This is a genomic window from Ruegeria atlantica (assembly GCF_013032005.1).
Lineage (GTDB): Bacteria > Pseudomonadota > Alphaproteobacteria > Rhodobacterales > Rhodobacteraceae > Ruegeria > Ruegeria atlantica_A.
Genome location: NZ_WQBE01000012.1, coordinates 44128 through 62732, shown reverse-complemented (window position 1 = coordinate 62732; position 18605 = coordinate 44128). Strand labels below are relative to the sequence as shown.

Below are 18605 nucleotides of genomic sequence, written 5' to 3'. Positions count from 1 at the left end.
GCAATCAGTCTTTGCGCCGGAAGGTCAGGTAATGTGGCGTCCGGCCTTCACGCAAAGCCTTTTGTTCATAGCGGGTGGAAATCCAGTCATCCCACGGTTCGCGCCAATCAGCGGGGCGTTCGGCCAGCCATTCAAACCCGGCACGTGGAACCTCCTCCAACGTCTGGCGGACGTAGTCGGGAATGTCGGTGGCAACGCGAAAAATAGAACCGGGCTTTAGCGTGCGGGCAAGTGGCTCCAGATGTTCCTGCGTCACAAATCGCCGACGGTGATGACGCGTCTTGGGCCATGGGTCAGGATACAAAAGAAACGCCCGTGAAATGCTGGCCTCGGGCAGCACATCGAATAAATCCCGCGCATCGCCGGGATGAACGGCCAGGTTTTCGACCCCGGCCTTGCGGATCTTGCCCAGCAACATGGCGACGCCGTTGATATACGGCTCGGCCCCAATGATACCGATATCGGGGTTGCTGGCGGCCTGATGGACCAGGTGCTCACCACCGCCAAAGCCGACCTCAAGCCAGACATCTTTACCGCCGAACAGTGCCTTTAGGTCCAGCGGATGACGTTCAGGATTTGCGTCCCAGTCCACCGCACCAGGCGACAAAGCATCGAGATCTTCGTTCAGATACGTCTTTTGACTCTGCTTCAGGGCCTTGCCCTTAAAGCGGCCATAGAAGTTTCTGCGGGGGCGTTGGGGTGTCTGGGTGCTCATGGCGGTGCCCATACTGCGCAGGCGGGGTCAAAGCAAGGGGCGGTCGCGTCAGATCTGTCGACACGCCGCCCCAAATTGCATTTCCTACAATGGAGCGCGCCCGCAAGGGCGCACCATTTCATTGTGGAACGGTCAGACTGCCGACTTCAGAGCGTCGGTCAGATCCGTACGCTCCCAGCTGAAACCGCCATCCGCATCAGGCTGACGACCAAAGTGGCCATAGGCCGCCGTACGCTGGTAGATCGGCTTGTTCAGTTGCAGATGCTCACGAATACCGCGCGGTGTCAGATCCATCACCTTATCAACGGCTTTCTCGATATCCGCATTCTCCACCTGACCCGTTCCATGCGTATCCGCGTAGATCGACAGCGGCTTGGACACACCAATCGCATAGCTCAGCTGAATGGTGCAGCGCTCTGCCATGCCCGCAGCAACCACGTTCTTGGCCAGATAGCGCGCAGCGTAGGCCGCCGAGCGATCCACCTTGGTCGGGTCTTTGCCCGAAAACGCGCCGCCCCCATGCGGTGCGGCACCGCCATAGGTGTCCACGATGATTTTGCGCCCGGTCAGACCGGCGTCACCATCAGGTCCGCCAATCACAAACTTGCCGGTGGGGTTCACGTGCCATTCGGTATCAGCGTTCAGCCAGCCGTCGGGCAGGGTTTCAGTGATATAAGGTTCGACAATGGCGCGGATGTCGTCCGAGCTCAGCGACTCATCCAGATGCTGAGTCGACAGCACGATCGAGCTGACGCCGACCGGCTTGCCATCCCGATAGATCACGGACAGCTGCGATTTTGCATCCGGGCCCAGCGCGGGCTCACACCCGTTCTTGCGCACCTCCGCCAAGCGCCGCAGGATCGCATGGGAATACTGGATCGGCGCGGGCATCAGCGCGGGGGTCTCGGTGGTGGCATAGCCGAACATGATGCCTTGGTCACCGGCGCCCTCGTCCTTGTTGTCCGAGGCATCCACACCCTGTGCGATATGGGCGGATTGTTCATGCAGCAGGTTCGTCACCTCGACGGTTTCATGGTGAAATTTGTCCTGCTCGTAACCGATATCCTTGATACAGGCGCGCGCGATCTCGTCGATGCGGCCCATATAGTCGTGCAATTTTTCCTGATCAGACAGACCTACTTCGCCGCCAATGACGACACGGTCGGTGGTCGCAAAGGTTTCGCACGCCACGCGGGCTTCGGGTTCTTCGTTCAGAAATGCGTCAAGTACAGCATCCGAGATTCGGTCACAAACCTTATCCGGATGCCCTTCGGATACGGATTCCGAAGTAAAAGTGTAGTTCTGTCGGGACATGAAAGTGCTCCATTAAGATTTCCCCATCACGCCAGGAAGCCGTTGTGACGAGCATGCGAGGGGATACGCCCACACAAACACAGGGTCAATCGGTAATTATGCATGCGCGCGCCGGGCGTTGCGCCAAAACAGCGCGAAGAGAGCCGCCAGTAGGACAAAGACCGGAACATCCCCATTCCTAGAATACACCGTTGAGACAAACGGAGCAGGCAGTTTTGCATCGAAATATCCAGCCTGACCCAAGGGAAGCGCCTGCGTGATGCGCCCCAAAGGGTCAATCATCGCCGACACGCCGGTATTGGCTGACCGCATCATCGGCAGGCCTTGCTCAATCGCGCGCATCTGAGCCTGGGCCAGATGCTGATAGGGTCCAGACCGTGTGCCGAACCACGCATCGTTGGTGATCTGCAACAGAAAATCCGCGCGCCCCGGCGCGGACAAAACATCCTGCGTGAACACAGCCTCATAACAGATCAACGGCAGCGCCTTGCCCAGCTTGCCCGCATCCATCAAAGCTGCCCCGGGCCCAGCGCTGAACCCATTGCCGTTGGTCGCCGCCATGCCATAGATACCAAATTTTGCCATCACCTCGCCGAACGGTACATATTCCCCAAACGGGGCCAGGTGGTGCTTGTCGTACAGACCCTGCTGCTGGCCCTTCTCATCCAGATAGATCATCGAGTTATAGATACGCGGTCCGTCACCACGCTGAATGCCCAAAAAAACCGGCGTGCCCTGCGCCGCATCGGCAATGGCATCCAGATAGGGCTGCGCGCTGCTCAGCCAGGCAGGTACCGAGGTTTCGGGCCAGACAATCAGATCGGGCCGAGGCTGCGCCGCAGTAAACTCTATCTGCCGTGCAAAGAACAAAGGCGCGTATTCGGGGTCCCATTTTTGATGTTGCGGCGCGTTCGGTTGGATCAGGCGCACGACATGATCGGTTTCCGTAACCGCCGGGCGCGCGGAGGCATAGCCCAGCGCCAAACAGGCCGCGCCTACTGTCAGTCCAAGCGGTAATGCAAATCCACCGCGTTGCGCCAGTGCCGCCCCCAAGGGCAAAGTCGCCAACAGGGTCAATGCGCCCAAACCATAGGGTCCGACCAATGACAACAGCTGGGCCACCGGAGAGCCGACCCAAACCTGCGCCAGCCCCGCCCATGGAAATCCTGTCAGCACATAGCCGCGGGCCATTTCCGCCAGCGACACGGTCACAACCAGAAAAACAGCTTGCGTGATTGCGCCGCCCGCAGGCCGCCGCGCGACCCAGAAGGCCAGCGCCCAGAACAACGCCAACCCTCCGGCCATGAAGATGAGGGCGAAAGGTGCCATCCAGGCATGACGTTCCGCGTCCACCAAGAACGGCTCGACAATCCAGCTGAGACCATGTGCGAAATACCCGGTGGCAAAAGCCCAGCCCAGCCAGGCGGCCCTGCCCCGTGTCTCGGTTGACAGAAACAACGGCGCCAACAGCACCAGAGCAACCAGCGTTGCCGCCCACACACCAAACGGGGCAAGGCCAAACGCCGCCAGCGCACCCAGCAGCGCCGCCAATGCACATTTCAGCCAAATGGACCAACCCTGTGCAGGGTTCATACAACGAGATCCGGCAACATGACGCGCAGACGCTTGATCCGGCGTGGATCGGCGTCGATCACCTCGAATTCAGGGCCTTCGGGATGCAAGACAACCTCACCCCGCGCGGGTACGCGGCCCGACAGCATGAAGACCAGACCGCCCAGAGTGTCGATCTCTTCCTCATCCACGTCCTCGTGACTGGTCAGCGAGCGCCCGATCTCGGCCTCGAACTCTTCCAACGGGACGCGGGCCTGAACGATGTAACAACCCGGCTTGTCCTGAACCCAAAGCTGATCTTCATCCGCGTCATGTTCATCCGCGATTTCACCCACGACCTGTTCGATCAGATCCTCAATCGTCAGCAGCCCGTCGACACCACCATATTCGTCGATTACCAACGCCATATGGCGACGTTCCGTCTGCATCTTGGTCAGCAGAACCCCAATCGGCATCGAAGGCGGAACGAACAGCAACGTCCGCAGCATCTTGACCAGATCGAATTCACTGGACCCACCGTTAAATCCGTGGGTTAGGGCAAAGTCCTTTAGGTGGACGAACCCCAAAGGCGTGTCCAGCGTGCCCTCATACACCGGAATCCGCGACAGACCGCTTTCGCGGAACACCTGCGCCAGCTCATCCTTGGTGATTGTTGAAGGGACCGAGATGATCTCGGCCGTTGGGATGGCCACGTCCTCAACCCGCATCCGCCGCAGGTTGATCATGCCGCGCGGCTGTGCCTTGTCGACCTCGTGACCGTTGGTCACCTGGCCTTCCTCATCCTCGCCCTGCGGCGAAAACGCATCCACTATTCGAGAAAAGAAACCGGCTTTCTCTTTACTATCTTCACCGCTGTTCCTGGTTTGCGCGCCCTGCGCCGCCATAGAACTGCCGTCTGTCTCGCCCATAATCCTATTCCAAATAATCGGCCTTGATGGCCCGTCTACATATTATATGGGTCATCGATACCCATTTTGCCAAGTATAGCGACCTCAACCGTTTCCATCAAAGTGGCGTCGGTGTCACGAATGTGATCGTAGCCCAGCAGATGCAAAGTCCCGTGAATGATCAGGTGCATGACGTGATCATTCATTGATTTCCCTGCCTCATCCGCCTCGCGCGCGCAGGTGTCGTAGGCAATCGCAATGTCCCCCAACGGGATTTCACCGGTGAAGTCCGGCTCAGGCGGCGTCGGGCTCTGCCCCGGTTCCTCGGCTGCCAAATCCTCGGCGGGCCAGCTGAGCACATTGGTCGGTGTGGGCTTTTCCCGAAACTCCGCATTCAGTTCGGCGATGCGCGCATCATCACAGGCCAAAAGGCTGACTTCACACAGGTCAGAGTCCAAACCGCAATAGTCCAACACCGCCTGAATGGCACGCGTGGCCAAGGGTTCCAGCCCCTGCCAACGTGCGTCTTCAATTGTCAGTTCAAGGTTCATCTCACCACGTCCAAAGCCTACGGCTGCGGACGATTACCCCGTCTCACGGCCCGAGTCGGCCTCATACGCTTCGATAATGGCGGCGACAAGCGGGTGGCGGACCACATCCTTCGAGGTGAAATAGTTAAAGCTGATATGCGGGATCGTTTTCAGCAATCGCTCCGCGTCTTGCAGCCCCGACTGAACCCCGCGCGGCAGGTCGACTTGCGAGCGGTCACCTGTGATCACCATGCGACTGCCCTCACCCAGACGGGTCAGGAACATTTTCATCTGCATGGTCGTAGCATTCTGCGCTTCATCCAACACCACAAACGCATTGGCCAGGGTTCGCCCGCGCATGAAGGCCAGAGGAGCAATTTCGATTCGTTTTTCCTCGATCAGCTTGGCCAGTTGTTTGCCGGGCAAAAAGTCATTCAGCGCGTCATACAACGGCTGCATGTACGGATCGACCTTGTCTTTCATGTCACCGGGCAGATAGCCCAACTTTTCACCGGCCTCGACCGCGGGGCGGCTGAGGATAATCCGATCCACATGCCCACCGATAAACATCGACACGCCAGCGGCAACAGCGAGGTAGGTCTTACCCGTGCCTGCGGGACCGATCCCAAACGCAAGTTCATTTTGGAACAGCGACTGAACATAGGCCTTTTGCGCGTCTGTGCGCGGCTCGACCAGCTTTTTGCGGGTCTTGATCTCAACCGTGCCGCCCTTGAACATCTCAAGCTGATCACCGTCGCGGCTGCCGGTTTCTTGTTCCGATCCGCCCATCCGCAATTCGCGATCCACATCGGCGGCCTCGACGTCGCGCCCACCTTCCAGACGGGTGTAAAGGGCCTGCAGCACCTCTATCGCCTGCTTCTGAGCGTCTTCATCACCCATGACAACCAACTGATTGCCACGGCGCACGATCTGGACAGACAGCTTCGTTTCGATTTCGGTCAGGTTGCGGTCATACTCGCCGCACAAATCAATCAACAACCGATTGTCAGGGAATTCAACAAACGCCTCACTTTGGGGCATGTCATCTTGCGGTGGGGTAAGGGCACCGATGGCCAATCCGTTCTCCTGTCTTGGCGTTTATACCCCGAGCGTAGACAACATTTCTCGGTGGGCGCAAGCCACAGTTTCAATTTTTCCCAAACAGATGGTAAAACCGCCGAAATCAGACGCAGCCGAGCACCACCCCAATCGCGGACAGCTTCAGAAGGTGTAATTCAATCCAAAACGCAAACCACGGTAGCGAGGGGTGGATTTTGTTGAGAACCCGTTGTCGAATTCAACCTCGCGCGAGTCGAATTGCACGTATTCAAACTCACCCGTGATCGACCAGTTGTCGTTCAGACTGTGTTCTGCACCGATACTGGCTGAAAACCCATTGCGAGAGTCACTGTCTTCAAAGGATTGAACCGTGCCGCCCGTGGACAGGCTGCTTGACGTTGTGATGTCACCCTGCACGTACCCGACCGAGACAAAATACAGAACGGTGCCGCTCTTGTTGGTCAAACCGTTGCGAAAACGTAGGGAAATAATGTCCGAAACCTCAGATCCGCCAGTAACAGCTACAGTGCCAATATCCATCGACACCTCATCGTCGATCTTTCCGAAGTCATAGCCGAGTTCGAACCCATAAACGTAATCCCGGCCGCCGATTGCCGGTAGAACACCACGCCAACCGCCACGGATACCACCGTAGCCGCCACTCAGGTCCAGCTCTCCGATTTCGAAAAGATCCGTCTGGGTACGCAGTCCGAATCGGTCCGTGCCACCCGATGCATAGGCCCCGCTCAGGCCCAGATAGAACGCGCTAACGTCGCTGCCCAAACGCTTGGGACTGACAACCGGGGGATCCGTCACCCCCTGTTCAAGGTTACCCGCCACCGTTGCGCTGGAAAAAAGTGAAAGCACCAGCACCGCCGGAAAAACAAACCGGCCGTTTGGCCCAAAGAAACGTGTTAGGAATTTCACTCGTACCCTCCATCGTCCTGGCCCGAAAACAGGGTCAGCACCGACCTGAATTTTAGGAAACAGAAACCCTTTTCCCCAAATACGTCCGGCTTTTGTCCGAACATAGTTACCGGCGACAAATCAAGGGTTAATTTTTGGAACAATTACCCACTATGGCTTTCAAACAGCACTTTGGGGGGGCATCAGATCAGCGCACCGGCCAGCGAATTTGCCCCTGAGGCGGTGATTTCAACACCTCGCAATTCTCCGACCGCGACATCGGCGTCAGACACGTGAACCGAATGTAAATACTCGGATTTCCCGACCATCTGGCCTGGCAGCCGTCCAGATTTTTCAAACAGAACCTTGACCTTGCGCCCTACCATTGCGTCCTGAATTTCCCGCTGATGCCGCGTGATCAGGGCCTGCAGGCGCTGAAGACGGTCATCCGCCGCATCAGGATCAACCTGAGGCCGCTCGGCTGCAGGCGTTCCCGGACGTGTCGAGTATTTGAAGGAATAGGCATAGCCGTATTTGACCTCTTCCACCAAATCCATGGTGGCCTGGAAATCCTCTTCGGTCTCTTCAGGGAAGCCAACGATGAAGTCCCCAGACATCACGATATCGGGCCGCGCAGCGCGGATACGTTCGATCAGGCGCAGATAGCTTTCGGCGGTGTGGCTGCGGTTCATGCGTTTGAGGATTCGGTCCGAGCCTGACTGCACCGGCAGATGCAGATACGGCATCAGCTTCTCGCAGGTTCCGTGCGCCTCGATCAGGTCGTCGGACATGTCATTGGGGTGCGAGGTGGTAAAGCGGATGCGCTCCAACCCATCAACCTTGTTCAACTCCCAAATCAGCCCGGCCAGTGTCATGTCTCCGTTTGCACCAGCCCCGTGATAGGCGTTGACGTTCTGACCCAACAGAGTGATCTCACGCACGCCGCGTTCAACCAGGTCTTGCGCCTCGCGGATAATACGATCTGCGGGTCGGCTGACTTCGGCACCGCGGGTATATGGCACCACGCAGAAGGCACAGAACTTGTCACAGCCTTCCTGCACGGTCAGAAACGCCGTCGGGCCACGCTTGGCCTTGGGACGGTTTTTGAGCTTTTCGAACTTGTCCTCTTCGGGGAAATCCGTGTCCAGCGCCTTGGCACCGGTGCGCGTCTTCGCCTCCATCTCGGGCAGGCGATGATAGCTTTGCGGCCCTACGACCAGATCAACCAGCGGCTGACGGCGCATGATCTCTTCGCCCTCGGCCTGTGCCACACACCCTGCCACGCCGATCTTGAGGTCAGGCTTTTCCGCCTTTAGCCCCTTGAATCTGCCAAGTTCGGAATAGACCTTTTCGGCGGCCTTTTCCCTGATATGGCAGGTGTTCAGCAAGATCATGTCGGCATCATCGGGGCTTTGCGTTTCCACATAGCCCTGCCCACCCAGCGTCTCGGACATGCGTTCGCTGTCGTAGACGTTCATCTGGCAACCGTAGGTTTTGATATACAGCTTTTTGGGTTCCGACATGGGTATGGCCTTTGCGCTGACGGGATCGGCGTCATCTATACCCTACGAACGCCGCTTGCAATGCCGGGGCGGATACCCGATTTTGACAGCAGATTCCAGCAAAGTGGAACCGGACAGGCAATGCAATACGACTCTCTCGACGATTTCCTCACCTCAGGCAAATCCGCCCTGGCCAAGGGCCCTGTCGCGCTGATCTTTGTTGAAGACAATGTCGAGGTCGACAGCACGCTCCGGCACCATCTGCATCTGGGCTTTAAGTCCGTGATTGCCTTCATGCCGCAGGATTTCGCGCTGGGTTCTGAATTGTCTGACCGCATCCACAGGGTCACCCTGACCTGCGTACCCAGCACAGTTGCATTCGACACAATCAACAGGATCATTCAGGCCGCGCCGGGTATCTGGATGTATTATTGCTATAACGCCGAGTACCTGTTCTTTCCGTTTTGCGAGACCCGCACGGTGGGCGAATTGCTGGCCTTCCACGCCGAGGAACGCCGCGACGCGATGCTCAGCCATGTCGTCGACCTTTATGCTGATGACCTGAACACCTTTCCAAACGGCGTCGCCCCGGATCACGCCATGCTGGACAGCACAGGATACTACGCCCACGCCCGCCACGACGCCGAAGGCCACCCGGTCGAGAGGCAGCTCGACATGTCCGGCGGCCTGCGCTGGCGGTTCGAAGACCACATCCCCTATGAACGCCGCCGCATCGACCGGATTGCTCTGTTCAAATCGCGCAAGGGGCTGGAATTGCGGCCCGACCACACCTTTAACGAGCCGGAATACAACACCTATTCCTGCCCTTGGCATCACAATATGACGGCAGCCGTGTGTTCGTTCCGCGCGGCCAAAGCGTTGAAGACTAACGCCGGGTCCACCTTCGACATTCCAAGTTTCTGTTGGCACAACTCGGTGCCATTTCAGTGGAAATCCGGCCAATTGCTCGAACTCGGACTGATCGAATCGGGCCAGTGGTTTTGAGCTCGCTCTAGCGTCGTAGCAGCACCGGGAACCAGTCCTCGCGCAGGCGTTGACCGGGCGTCATGTCATGGCCAGGGTACGGCGGTGAAGTCCGGCCTGGACGCTCCACATACCGTGCATCATCCCCGACCAAACGCAGCGAAAACGCCCGACGGCGGCTGTCTGATTGATTACCGCGCGCGCCGTGCAGCGTGCGATAGTTGAACGCCACTGCATCACCCGGCTCCATTTCGAATTCCACGACCTTCATGCCCTCGGCATCCGGGTCCGGAACGGGGATGTACTGGCCTTCGTCGGGGAAGAACCCTTCTTCCGATACCCAGCGGGTCGGCAACACCTCTTTCTCCCAACGGTGTGACCCCGCCACGCAGCGCAGCGTCGCTTTTTTAACCGGGTCGAGCGGCGACCAGAAGCTGATGGTCTGCTGCCCCTCGACAAAGTAATATGGACCATCCTGATGCCACGGTGTCGCCATTGAGGTACCGGGCTCTTTGACCAGAACGTGATCGTGAAACATCTGCACGGTTTGGGACTGCATCAGATCCGCTGCAACCTCGGCCACCGGAGAGTTTTCGATTACATCCCGGAACTGATCAATCCGCGACCAGTTGCAGTAATCGTCAAAGAACAGACCGGTCTCGCCCTGTTTCTTGTTTTCTGACGCGTACGGGCCGGGTTCTGCCATATTCGCGGCAACGCCTTCGCGCAGCGCTTCGACGTGACCGGTATAAAGCCCCTTGATCAGGACCACGCCGTCCTGCTGGAAAGTGTCGATCATCTCTTGCGTGACCAGAGGGTGCGTCATGTCAGTCTCCGTGCCGTAGGGTTGTGTGATCTGCACATGACAAAGTCCTCTGTTCAAGTAATATCTTTCAAAGGTAGACTTAACTTCATGTTATATATTTCCCTGCGCCAATATGAATATGTCTGCGCCATCGGGCGGCATGGCAGCCTGTCCGCCGCCGCACTGCACCTGCATGTCTCGCAACCTGCGCTGTCCAACGCATTGACGCGGGTCGAGGAACAGCTGGGTTATCCCCTGTTCGCCCGCAGGCGCGGAGCAGCCATGGCGCTGACACCACAGGGCCGCAGTTTCATTGATGAGGCCGAGGCGCTGCTGGCCAGTGCCGCCCGGTTGGAAAATGCCACTGATAGAGACGTGGGTAAGACCCGGTTGCGGCTGGGGTGTTTTGTTGATCTGGCGCCCTTCCTGCTTTCACGCGCCTTGCGCCAGTTGCGTGTGCAGATGCCGGACGTTGCAATCACCTACAGGGTGGACAGTTTCGAAGGGCTGATCTCGGGCCTGATTGACGGGCGGATTGACCTTGCCCTGACCTATGGGCTTAGCATGGATGCAGGTTTTACCCAGCAGACGCTGTTCACAAGCACGCCGCATGCTCTGCTGGCGCCGGATCATCCCTTGGCCGCACACAGCGACGTTTCCCTTCAGGACCTGGCGGCCTACCCGCTGATCCTGTCAGAGGAAGGGTTGTCGGCACAGCATGTATTGGGGCTGTTTCGCCAGATCGGGGAAAACCCAACGGTCGCACATCGCGCGGCCTCGTTGGAAATTCAGCGCAGCCTTGCGGCACATGGCGAAGGGGTTGCGATCAGCTATGCCAATCCCCCCGCCCATACCAGTTATGATGGGATGCCCTTGCTAAGCCTGCCCGTTTCGGACCCATTTACGGCAGAACCCGTGGTGCTGGCACGACATGGCACTGGCCCCTCGGACACGCAGATTGCGACCGCCGAGCAGGCCCTATCTGATCTAAAACCGTAAGATTATTTTTTTCGCAGGCGGATCACGACGTCGACCGATGCGATTTCAACCCCTTCGGGTGCCTCGGGCAAGCGCTGAATCACCAATTGATCCGAGGGCGCATCGCTTAGGCGGCTTTCATCCTCCCAGAAAAAGTGGGGGTGATCATGGGTGTTGGTGTCGAAATAGCTTTTAGACCCATCCACCGTGATTTCCTGCAGCACCCCGGCGTCGCAAAACGCGCGCAGGGTGTTGTACACGGTCGCCAGTGAAACAGCATCGCCGTTTTTCTTGGCCGCATCAAACAGGCTTTCGGCTGTGACATGACGATGTTTACCGTCGCCCACCAGCAATTCGGCCAAGGCAACGCGCTGACGCGTCGGGCGTAATCCTGCGTCAACCAACCAGGAAGTCGCTATGTTTTGGCTCTGAGGTGTCATGAATCCGATACCTGTTCTTTTCTGAACTATATATAAGTGTTCCGGCCAGGCAATTTCAAATGAAATTCATTCGCAAAGAATGCCCTGAACACAACATGATGTGGGCGACCGCTCTTGCAGGACCTTGCATACGGGTGCTAGGTGAGGCCAGATTAGATAAACGGACCCCTGGCAGGAGAGGCGGCAGAATGGCCCAATTCCCGAGCAGCTTTGACAAAGACGATCTGCTGAAATGCGCCCGTGGCGAGTTATTCGGCCCCGGTAACGCGCAGCTACCTGCTCCGCCGATGCTGATGATGGACCGCATCACCGACATTTCGGAAGATGGCGGTGCGCACGGAAAAGGCCATGTGCTGGCCGAATTCGATATTACCCCGGACCTGTGGTTCTTTGACTGCCACTTCCCCGGCAACCCAATCATGCCTGGATGTCTTGGGCTGGACGGTCTGTGGCAGCTTACCGGCTTCAACCTGGGCTGGCGTGGCTGGCAGGGGCGCGGCATGGCGGTGGGCGTGGGCGAGGTCAAACTGACCGGCATGGTGCGCCCGGACCGTAAAATGCTGACCTACAAGATTGATTTCAAGAAAGCGATCCAGACTCGCCGTCTGACGATGGGCGTGGCAGATGGTATCGTCGAAGCGGACGGCGAAATGATTTACGACGTCAAAGATATGAAAGTCGTTCTGTCCGAAGCCTAAGCCGGACTGGCTTGAAATAAGGAGCACGCACATGCGTCGAGTAGTTGTCACCGGTCTGGGGGTTGTCTCTTCCATCGGGAACAATGCCGAAGAGGTTCTGGCCTCACTCAAGGCCGGTAAATCCGGCATCGTGGCCAATGAGCAGATGGTCGAACATGGCTTTCGCAGCCAAATCGCCGGATCGCTGGATATTGATGTGTCCGAGCATGTAGACAAGCGCACCCTGCGCTTCATGGGGCCCGGCGCGGCCTATGCCCATATTGCCATGACCCAGGCAATTGCAGATTCAGGCCTGACCGAGGATCAGGTTCAAAACCCACGCACCGGGCTTGTCGCCGGATCGGGCGGCCCGTCGACCAGCGCCATGCTGACCGCGCATCAGACGGTGCTGAAAACCGGCGCAACCAAACGCATCGGCCCCTTTGCGGTTCCGAAATGCATGTGCTCGACGATTTCCGCGAACTTGGCAACCGCGTTTAAGATCAAAGGCATCAACTATTCGATCACATCGGCCTGTTCGACCTCGCTGCATTGCATCGGCAACGCGGCCGAACAGATCATGCTGGGCAAACAGGACGTTATGTTCGCCGGCGGCGGTGAAGAACTAGACTGGACCCTATCCTGCCTGTTCGACGCGATGGGCGCAATGTCCTCGAAATACAACGACACGCCCGACAAAGCCTCGCGCGCGTTCGACCAGAATCGCGACGGGTTCGTGATCTCGGGCGGTGGCGGCATCGTCGTGCTTGAGGATCTGGAGCACGCGCTGGCCCGCGGTGCCAAGATTTATGCCGAAGTGACTGGGTACGCTGCGACCTCGGACGGCCACGACATGGTGGCCCCGTCCGGTGAGGGAGGTGAACGCGCGATGCGCTTGGCCCTGTCGACCCTGCCCGAAGGCCGCAAGGTCGGATACATCAACGCCCACGGCACCTCGACCCCGGTCGGCGACGTGGGTGAGGTTGAGGCCGTGCGCCGTATCTTTGGCGAAGGCAACGTGCCCCCGATTTCATCGACCAAGTCGATGACGGGCCACGCACAGGGTGCCGCAGGTGCGCTTGAGGCGGTGTTCTGCCTGCTGATGCTGCACCATGATTTCATTACTCCGTCGATCAATGTCGACACACTTGCCGAAGGCATCCTGCCCGGTGAAATTGCAACTCAAGTAGTTGAAAACGCAGGCTTGGACAGCGTGATGACCAACAGCTTCGGCTTTGGTGGCACCAACGGGTCCATGGTTCTGTCAAAGTATAACGGGTGAATACGATGTCGGATACTCTAAAGGGCAAACGCGGCCTGATCATGGGCGTGGCAAATGACCGCTCGATTGCATGGGGCATTGCCAAGGCCATGCACGAAGCCGGCGCAGAACTGGCGTTCACCTATCAGGGCGAAGCGTTCGGTAAGCGGCTGGAGCCATTGGCGCAAAGCCTGGGCAGCGATTTCATGGTGGATGCGGATGTCACCGACGACGAATCTTTGGACCGTGCTTTCGATGAGCTGGGCGCGCGCTGGCCTAGCATCGACTTCGTAGTTCACGCGATTGCCTACTCGGACAAATCCGAGCTGACGGGCCGGTTCCTCAACACCACGCGGGCGAATTTCAAACACTCCATGGATGTGTCTGCCTATTCGTTTATCGAGGTTGCGCGCCGCGCTTACCCGTTGATGAAGGACAATGGCGGTTCACTGCTGACGCTGACCTATCAGGGTTCGAACCGCGTTGTGCCAAACTACAACGTCATGGGCGTGGCCAAGGCAGCACTGGAATCGGCGACACGCTATCTGGCCAATGATCTGGGCCCCGAAGGCATCCGAGTGAACGCCATCTCGCCCGGCCCGATGAAAACGCTGGCAGGTGCGGCCATCGGCGGCGCGCGCAAGACCTACAAGTTCTGCGATCAGAACGCACCGATGCGCGCGAACGCAACGCTCGAAGCCGTCGGTGGCACTGCAGTTTACCTGACTTCGGACGCGGGGTCTTGCACCTCGGGCGAGATCATTCGGGTGGACGGTGGCTTCCACGTTCTGGGCATGCCACAACCCGATCACATGTGACCTGATCTTTCCCTGTCCGCGCCAAGATTTAACCATCTTTTCCGGGCAGTGATAGCGGCATGAGCAAAGCAGAACAAATCATCGCCACCACCACACGGGCATCCCGGCGCAAATCGGGTTTTCTGGGGCAACGCGGCCGGATCGCATTGCTGGCCCTGACCACGCTGCTGATGCTGTTTGTGTTCTTCACACAGGCAGAAGTCCGCACCACTCTCACATCCTGGACCAGCCTGATTTCAGGCTGATCCAACACGCTGGCCCACAGTTGTCAGTTGATTGAAACAACCTCGATATCAAAAATCAGATCCTGACCGGCCAACGGGTGATTGGCGTCCAGCGTGACGGTTGCGTCATCCACCTCCACCACCGTCACAGGCAGCGCTTGCCCATCCGGTGTCTGCATCTGTAGCTGAGTGCCGGGCTCAAGCGGGATGTCATCCGGTATCCCTTCGCGGGGGATCTGCTGCCGCATCGCCGGGTTGATCGGGCCATAGGCATCCACGCAGGCGATCTCGACCCGTTTTTTCTCACCCGTTGTCAGGCCGGGCATAGCCGTATCCAGACCGGGAATGATTTGACCGGACCCAACCACAAATTCCAGCGGGTCGCGCCCTTCGGAACTATCGAACACGTTTCCGTCCAACAAAGTACCCTTGTAATGGATGCGAACCGTGTCGCCTTGTTTGATCTCAGTCATAGGTGGCCTCCGGCCGTTAAGAAATTGAGCGGCCAACCCTAGGTGGTAACGCGCTATTGTAAACCCTCCCCCCTTTTGTGCCTGCATCACTTGTGCCAACCTGCGCGCGAATGAGGGAGGGGAATTGATGCCGATCACCACTTGCGTATTCGATGCCTATGGCACGCTGTTCGACGTTGCCGCCGCCGCGCGGCAAGCCGCATCCGAGCCAGGGTTCGAGAAGCTGCAACAGAAATGGCCCGAATTGGCAAATCATTGGAGGCTGAAACAGTTGCAATACACTTGGCTGCGCGCGATCACCGATGCCCATTCCGATTTCTGGGATGTCACGCAAGACGGGCTGGACTGGGCGTTGGACGCCACCGGGCTTGAGGGCGATCCCACCCTGCGCCAACGTCTGCTGGACCTGTATTGGGAATTGCAGGCCTATCCGGAAGTGCCCCAGATGCTGACCGCCCTGAAAGAGGGCGGTCTGAACACCGCGATTCTGTCCAACGGGTCGCCGCCCATGCTGGATGGTGCGGTGCAATCGGCAGGAATCGGCGGCGTGCTGGACGACGTGCTGTCAGTCGAAAGTGTTGGCGCCTTCAAACCTCATTCCAGTGTTTACGATCTGGTGCAGCAGCGTTTCGACTGTGCCCGTGACGAGGTACTTTTTGTCAGCTCGAACGGGTGGGACGCCGCCGGGGCCAGCGGGTACGGGTTCGTAACCGCCTGGGTTAATCGTGCAGATGAGCCAATGGATCGCTTGCCATGGACGCCCGCACATGTTCTGTCCGACCTGACAACGATCCCTCAACTGGCCGGAGTTTAATGGCTTTTTTCACCACGTCTGATGACAGGCGCCTTTTCTTCGATGACATCGGTGCCGGTACTCCGGTGCTGTGCCTTGCTGGGCTGACCCGCAACAGCCAGGATTTCGCGTTCCTGGCGCCACATATCACCGATGTGCGGATGATCACCATGGATTACCGGGGGCGCGGGCAATCGGATCATGACCCGGACTACATGAACTATAACATCGTTCGCGAATCCCTTGATGTGATCGAATTGCTGGATCATCTCAGATTGGACCGTGTGGTTGTCTTAGGCACTTCGCGCGGTGGGTTGATTGCCATGGCGCTGGCCGTCAGTCATCCCGAACGGCTGTCCGGAGTGATTCTGAATGATGTCGGCCCTGTGATCGACCCTGTAGGTATTGCCAAGATCACGGATTATGTAGGCAAACAGCCGACTTCAAAAACCTATGACGAGGCCGCGAAAATCTTACAGCAGGTGATGGAACAGCAATTCCCCGGGGTTTCGCTGGACCGGTGGCGGCAGCAGGCGGAAATCCAATACGAACTGACCGACGATGGCCTGACTTTGCGCTATGATCCGGGCTTGCGCACTGCATTACTGGAACAAACCGCTGCGGGCAAATTTCCTGATTTGTGGATGTTCTTCGAAGCCTTGCGCGATATTCCGACAGGTGTCATTCGGGGCGCAAATTCGGATGTTCTCGGCAAGGATACGCTGGTCGAGATGCACAAGCGCCACCCCGATCTTATCTCAGCAGAAATACCGGATCGCGGCCATGTGCCGTTTCTGGACGAACCGCAGTCTTTGGCCTTTATCCGCAAAGCATTGGATACCGTATGAGCACTTTGGAGATGATCGAAGCCGCCGCCGATCGGCTGCGTGGTCACATTCGGGAAACACCGCTGCTCACCTCGCCGTTTCTGGATGACCTGGCCGGTCGTCGGGTGCTGGTAAAGCCCGAATGTCTGCAACATACGGGCAGCTTCAAGTTCCGTGGCGCGTGGTCGGCGATCTCGGCGCTGAACGCACAGGACCGACAGCGCGGCGTGATCGCCTATTCCTCGGGCAATCACGCGCAGGGCGTGGCTTTGGCGGCAGCACGGCACGGCATTTCGTCAGTGATCATCATGCCCTCGGACGCGCCCCAGTTGAAGATCGACAACACCCGCGCACTGGGGGGCGAGGTCGTCCTGTATGATCGCGCAAACGAAAGCCGCGAAGAGATTGGCGAATCCCTGGCTACCGAACGCGGCCTGACCCTGATCCGCCCTTATGATGAACCGCAGGTAATCGCCGGTCAGGGCACCACCGGGCTGGAGCTTGTTCGGCAGGCCGCCGAAATGGGCGTTAAGCAAGGCGATGTTTTGGTCTGCTGCGGTGGCGGCGGGCTGACTTCAGGGATCGCTCTGGCGTTGGAAGGTCACGCACCCGGTTTGCGCGCCCGCCCCTGTGAGCCCGAAGGGTTCGACGACGTCAAACGCTCATTGGCCAGCGGTCAAATTCAGGCCAATGCTGAAACTGCGGGCAATATCTGTGACGCGATCCTGACGCCGCAGCCCGGACAGATTACCTTTCCAATTCTCAGCCGCTTGTGTGGTCCGGGGCTATCGGTCACTGAAGAGGAAGCCATGCGTGCGATGGCTCTGGCCTTTCTGCGTTTGAAAATCGTGCTAGAACCGGGCGGCGCGGTATCGTTGGCTTCTGCCCTTTTCCGCAAGGAAAAAATCGAAGGCGACGCGGTGATCGTCGTGGCCTCGGGGGGCAATGTGGACCCGGAAGTCTTTGGAAAAGCGCTGGAATTCCTGACCTGACATTGATCAATGTTTGGGTCAACCTGATTCCTTAAAGTATGACGACAGGGGATTGTGTCATGCAGATCGCAGATATTGGAGAAGTGCAGCTGCACTATCGCGTCGATGGTGATCCAAACGGCGCGCCCATTGTTTTTGCCAACTCGCTAGGAACCGACCTGCGCCTTTGGGACGCGATGCTGCCGCATCTGCCTGCCGGTTTACGGATCATTCGCTATGACAAGCGCGGGCATGGCCTGTCGTCACAACCGCCTGCCCCGTATTCCATGGGCGCGCTGGTGCGCGATGCCGAGGCATTGCTGGATCTGTTGGACGTTCGCGATTGCGTCTTTGTCGGCCTGTCCATCGGCGGTTTGATCGCGCAGGGATTGGCGGTAAAGCGTATGGATCAAATCCGCGCGCTGGTCCTGTCGAACACCGCCGCCAAGATCGGCATCCCTTCAATCTGGCAGGACCGTATGGATGCGGTGCGCCAAGGCGGTATCGAAGCGCTGGCCGATGCGACGATGGATCGGTGGTTTTCCAAAAATTTCTGCTCAGAGCCGGGACACTTGCTGTGGCGCAACATGATGGTGCGACAGCCCGTTGACGGTTATCTGGGTTGCTGCGCGGCGATTTCGGGCACGGATTTCTACACCCCCACCAGCGGTTTGCGCCTGCCGACGCTGGGCATTGCCGGCAGCGAGGACGGCTCGACCCCTCCGGATCTGGTGCGCGAAACCGTTGAACTTATCCCTGGCTCGAAATTCGAATTGATGCGCCGGGCCGGTCACCTGCCCTGTGTTGAACAACCGGCGGAATACGCCGCCCTGCTGCGTAATTTTCTGACCGATATTGGACATATTTGA

Annotated in this window: 21 protein-coding genes and 1 riboswitch; of the genes, 10 read left to right on the top strand and 11 right to left on the bottom strand. The window is 58.2% G+C overall.

The window, feature by feature from the left end:
* Window positions 1-4 precede the first annotated feature (4 nt).
* From trmB to miaB, 8 genes are all read right to left on the bottom strand, one after another.
* On the bottom strand, window positions 5-715 hold the full coding sequence (gene trmB / locus GOX21_RS18180; RefSeq protein ID WP_170378967.1) for a tRNA (guanine(46)-N(7))-methyltransferase TrmB: 711 nt from the start codon (window positions 713-715) through the stop codon (window positions 5-7).
* Window positions 716-847: 132 nt separating this feature from the next.
* Window positions 848-2029 carry a methionine adenosyltransferase gene (gene metK / locus GOX21_RS18175; RefSeq protein WP_170378965.1) on the bottom strand — a complete coding sequence of 394 codons (1182 nt, stop codon included), beginning with the start codon at window positions 2027-2029 and terminating at the stop codon, window positions 848-850.
* A 5-nt stretch (window positions 2030-2034) separates the two neighbouring features.
* Window positions 2035-2083, bottom strand: a riboswitch (SAM-SAH riboswitch).
* A gap of 42 nt (window positions 2084-2125) precedes the next feature.
* Window positions 2126-3622, bottom strand: coding sequence for an apolipoprotein N-acyltransferase (gene lnt, locus GOX21_RS18170; RefSeq protein ID WP_170378963.1), 1497 nt, complete (start codon window positions 3620-3622; stop codon window positions 2126-2128).
* Window positions 3619-4509 carry a hemolysin family protein gene (locus GOX21_RS18165; RefSeq protein WP_170362449.1) on the bottom strand — a complete coding sequence of 297 codons (891 nt, stop codon included), beginning with the start codon at window positions 4507-4509 and terminating at the stop codon, window positions 3619-3621. Before GOX21_RS18165 ends, lnt begins: the two co-directional genes overlap by 4 nt.
* A gap of 35 nt (window positions 4510-4544) precedes the next feature.
* Window positions 4545-5039 (bottom strand): rRNA maturation RNase YbeY, encoded by a 495-nt coding sequence (gene ybeY, locus GOX21_RS18160; RefSeq protein ID WP_170351770.1) that lies wholly within the window; start codon window positions 5037-5039, stop codon window positions 4545-4547.
* A gap of 33 nt (window positions 5040-5072) precedes the next feature.
* The gene (locus tag GOX21_RS18155) at window positions 5073-6095 is read right to left on the bottom strand and encodes a PhoH family protein (RefSeq protein ID WP_170378961.1); all 1023 of its coding nucleotides are present in this window, start codon (window positions 6093-6095) and stop codon (window positions 5073-5075) included.
* Between the two features lie 144 nt (window positions 6096-6239).
* A complete protein-coding gene (locus GOX21_RS18150) occupies window positions 6240-7004 on the bottom strand; it encodes an outer membrane protein (protein ID WP_170351772.1) in 765 nt (254 codons plus the stop codon).
* Window positions 7005-7186: 182 nt separating this feature from the next.
* On the bottom strand, window positions 7187-8506 hold the full coding sequence (miaB, locus tag GOX21_RS18145) for a tRNA (N6-isopentenyl adenosine(37)-C2)-methylthiotransferase MiaB (RefSeq protein ID WP_170378959.1): 1320 nt from the start codon (window positions 8504-8506) through the stop codon (window positions 7187-7189).
* 120 nt (window positions 8507-8626) lie between these two features.
* On the opposite strand from miaB, the gene GOX21_RS18140 reads away from it, so the two are divergent.
* Window positions 8627-9490 carry a hypothetical protein gene (locus GOX21_RS18140; RefSeq protein ID WP_170378957.1) on the top strand — a complete coding sequence of 288 codons (864 nt, stop codon included), beginning with the start codon at window positions 8627-8629 and terminating at the stop codon, window positions 9488-9490.
* Between the two features lie 7 nt (window positions 9491-9497).
* Here GOX21_RS18140 and GOX21_RS18135 read toward each other — a convergent pair whose 3' ends face one another.
* Window positions 9498-10295, bottom strand: a complete 798-nt coding sequence (locus tag GOX21_RS18135) for a phytanoyl-CoA dioxygenase family protein (protein WP_170378955.1) — start codon at window positions 10293-10295, stop codon at window positions 9498-9500.
* Window positions 10296-10382: 87 nt separating this feature from the next.
* On the opposite strand from GOX21_RS18135, the gene GOX21_RS18130 reads away from it, so the two are divergent.
* Entirely contained in the window at window positions 10383-11273 is an 891-nt protein-coding gene (locus tag GOX21_RS18130) for a LysR family transcriptional regulator (RefSeq protein WP_170378953.1), read from the top strand.
* A gap of 2 nt (window positions 11274-11275) precedes the next feature.
* Here the strand turns inward: GOX21_RS18130 and irrA are convergent, their stop codons facing one another.
* A complete protein-coding gene (irrA, locus tag GOX21_RS18125) occupies window positions 11276-11692 on the bottom strand; it encodes an iron response transcriptional regulator IrrA (protein WP_170351777.1) in 417 nt (138 codons plus the stop codon).
* Between the two features lie 188 nt (window positions 11693-11880).
* Between irrA and fabA the strand changes: the two genes are divergently transcribed.
* The 4 genes from fabA to GOX21_RS18105 are packed head-to-tail and all read left to right on the top strand — an operon-like array spanning window position 11881 to window position 14693.
* Window positions 11881-12390: a bifunctional 3-hydroxydecanoyl-ACP dehydratase/trans-2-decenoyl-ACP isomerase gene (gene fabA / locus GOX21_RS18120; protein ID WP_058283235.1), complete on the top strand. Its 510-nt coding sequence runs from the start codon at window positions 11881-11883 to the stop codon at window positions 12388-12390.
* A gap of 31 nt (window positions 12391-12421) precedes the next feature.
* Window positions 12422-13651, top strand: a complete 1230-nt coding sequence (gene fabB, locus GOX21_RS18115; protein ID WP_170378951.1) for a beta-ketoacyl-ACP synthase I — start codon at window positions 12422-12424, stop codon at window positions 13649-13651.
* A 5-nt stretch (window positions 13652-13656) separates the two neighbouring features.
* Window positions 13657-14448: an enoyl-ACP reductase FabI gene (locus GOX21_RS18110; protein WP_170378949.1), complete on the top strand. Its 792-nt coding sequence runs from the start codon at window positions 13657-13659 to the stop codon at window positions 14446-14448.
* A 59-nt stretch (window positions 14449-14507) separates the two neighbouring features.
* A complete protein-coding gene (locus GOX21_RS18105; protein ID WP_170351780.1) occupies window positions 14508-14693 on the top strand; it encodes a hypothetical protein in 186 nt (61 codons plus the stop codon).
* A 23-nt stretch (window positions 14694-14716) separates the two neighbouring features.
* Here the strand turns inward: GOX21_RS18105 and GOX21_RS18100 are convergent, their stop codons facing one another.
* Window positions 14717-15145, bottom strand: a complete 429-nt coding sequence (locus GOX21_RS18100; protein ID WP_170378947.1) for an FKBP-type peptidyl-prolyl cis-trans isomerase — start codon at window positions 15143-15145, stop codon at window positions 14717-14719.
* 127 nt (window positions 15146-15272) lie between these two features.
* Here GOX21_RS18100 and GOX21_RS18095 point away from each other — a divergent pair, with 127 nt between their 5' ends.
* From GOX21_RS18095 to pcaD, 4 genes are read left to right on the top strand one after another with little or no spacing between them, the layout of a single operon-like run.
* Window positions 15273-15959 (top strand): haloacid dehalogenase type II, encoded by a 687-nt coding sequence (locus GOX21_RS18095; RefSeq protein ID WP_170378945.1) that lies wholly within the window; start codon window positions 15273-15275, stop codon window positions 15957-15959.
* Window positions 15959-16786, top strand: a complete 828-nt coding sequence (locus GOX21_RS18090; RefSeq protein WP_170378942.1) for an alpha/beta fold hydrolase — start codon at window positions 15959-15961, stop codon at window positions 16784-16786. Before GOX21_RS18095 ends, GOX21_RS18090 begins: the two co-directional genes overlap by 1 nt.
* Complete coding sequence (locus GOX21_RS18085; RefSeq protein WP_170362459.1) at window positions 16783-17757, top strand: threonine ammonia-lyase; 975 nt, start codon at window positions 16783-16785, stop codon at window positions 17755-17757. Before GOX21_RS18090 ends, GOX21_RS18085 begins: the two co-directional genes overlap by 4 nt.
* Before the next feature lie 59 nt (window positions 17758-17816).
* The gene (pcaD, locus tag GOX21_RS18080) at window positions 17817-18605 is read left to right on the top strand and encodes a 3-oxoadipate enol-lactonase (protein ID WP_170378940.1); all 789 of its coding nucleotides are present in this window, start codon (window positions 17817-17819) and stop codon (window positions 18603-18605) included.

Coding starts and splice junctions, on each gene's coding strand:
- ybeY (WP_170351770.1), bottom strand. CDS start 5,039: ATGAACCTTGAACTGACAATTGAAGACGCACGTTGGCAGGGGCTGGAA.
- GOX21_RS18110 (WP_170378949.1), top strand. CDS start 13,657: ATGTCGGATACTCTAAAGGGCAAACGCGGCCTGATCATGGGCGTGGCA.
- GOX21_RS18090 (WP_170378942.1), top strand. CDS start 15,959: ATGGCTTTTTTCACCACGTCTGATGACAGGCGCCTTTTCTTCGATGAC.
- fabA (WP_058283235.1), top strand. CDS start 11,881: ATGGCCCAATTCCCGAGCAGCTTTGACAAAGACGATCTGCTGAAATGC.
- GOX21_RS18140 (WP_170378957.1), top strand. CDS start 8,627: ATGCAATACGACTCTCTCGACGATTTCCTCACCTCAGGCAAATCCGCC.
- metK (WP_170378965.1), bottom strand. CDS start 2,029: ATGTCCCGACAGAACTACACTTTTACTTCGGAATCCGTATCCGAAGGG.
- GOX21_RS18085 (WP_170362459.1), top strand. CDS start 16,783: ATGAGCACTTTGGAGATGATCGAAGCCGCCGCCGATCGGCTGCGTGGT.
- irrA (WP_170351777.1), bottom strand. CDS start 11,692: ATGACACCTCAGAGCCAAAACATAGCGACTTCCTGGTTGGTTGACGCA.
- GOX21_RS18135 (WP_170378955.1), bottom strand. CDS start 10,295: ATGACGCACCCTCTGGTCACGCAAGAGATGATCGACACTTTCCAGCAG.
- pcaD (WP_170378940.1), top strand. CDS start 17,817: ATGCAGATCGCAGATATTGGAGAAGTGCAGCTGCACTATCGCGTCGAT.
- trmB (WP_170378967.1), bottom strand. CDS start 715: ATGAGCACCCAGACACCCCAACGCCCCCGCAGAAACTTCTATGGCCGC.
- GOX21_RS18100 (WP_170378947.1), bottom strand. CDS start 15,145: ATGACTGAGATCAAACAAGGCGACACGGTTCGCATCCATTACAAGGGT.
- miaB (WP_170378959.1), bottom strand. CDS start 8,506: ATGTCGGAACCCAAAAAGCTGTATATCAAAACCTACGGTTGCCAGATG.
- GOX21_RS18165 (WP_170362449.1), bottom strand. CDS start 4,509: ATGGGCGAGACAGACGGCAGTTCTATGGCGGCGCAGGGCGCGCAAACC.
- GOX21_RS18105 (WP_170351780.1), top strand. CDS start 14,508: ATGAGCAAAGCAGAACAAATCATCGCCACCACCACACGGGCATCCCGG.
- GOX21_RS18130 (WP_170378953.1), top strand. CDS start 10,383: ATGTTATATATTTCCCTGCGCCAATATGAATATGTCTGCGCCATCGGG.
- lnt (WP_170378963.1), bottom strand. CDS start 3,622: ATGAACCCTGCACAGGGTTGGTCCATTTGGCTGAAATGTGCATTGGCG.
- fabB (WP_170378951.1), top strand. CDS start 12,422: ATGCGTCGAGTAGTTGTCACCGGTCTGGGGGTTGTCTCTTCCATCGGG.
- GOX21_RS18095 (WP_170378945.1), top strand. CDS start 15,273: ATGCCGATCACCACTTGCGTATTCGATGCCTATGGCACGCTGTTCGAC.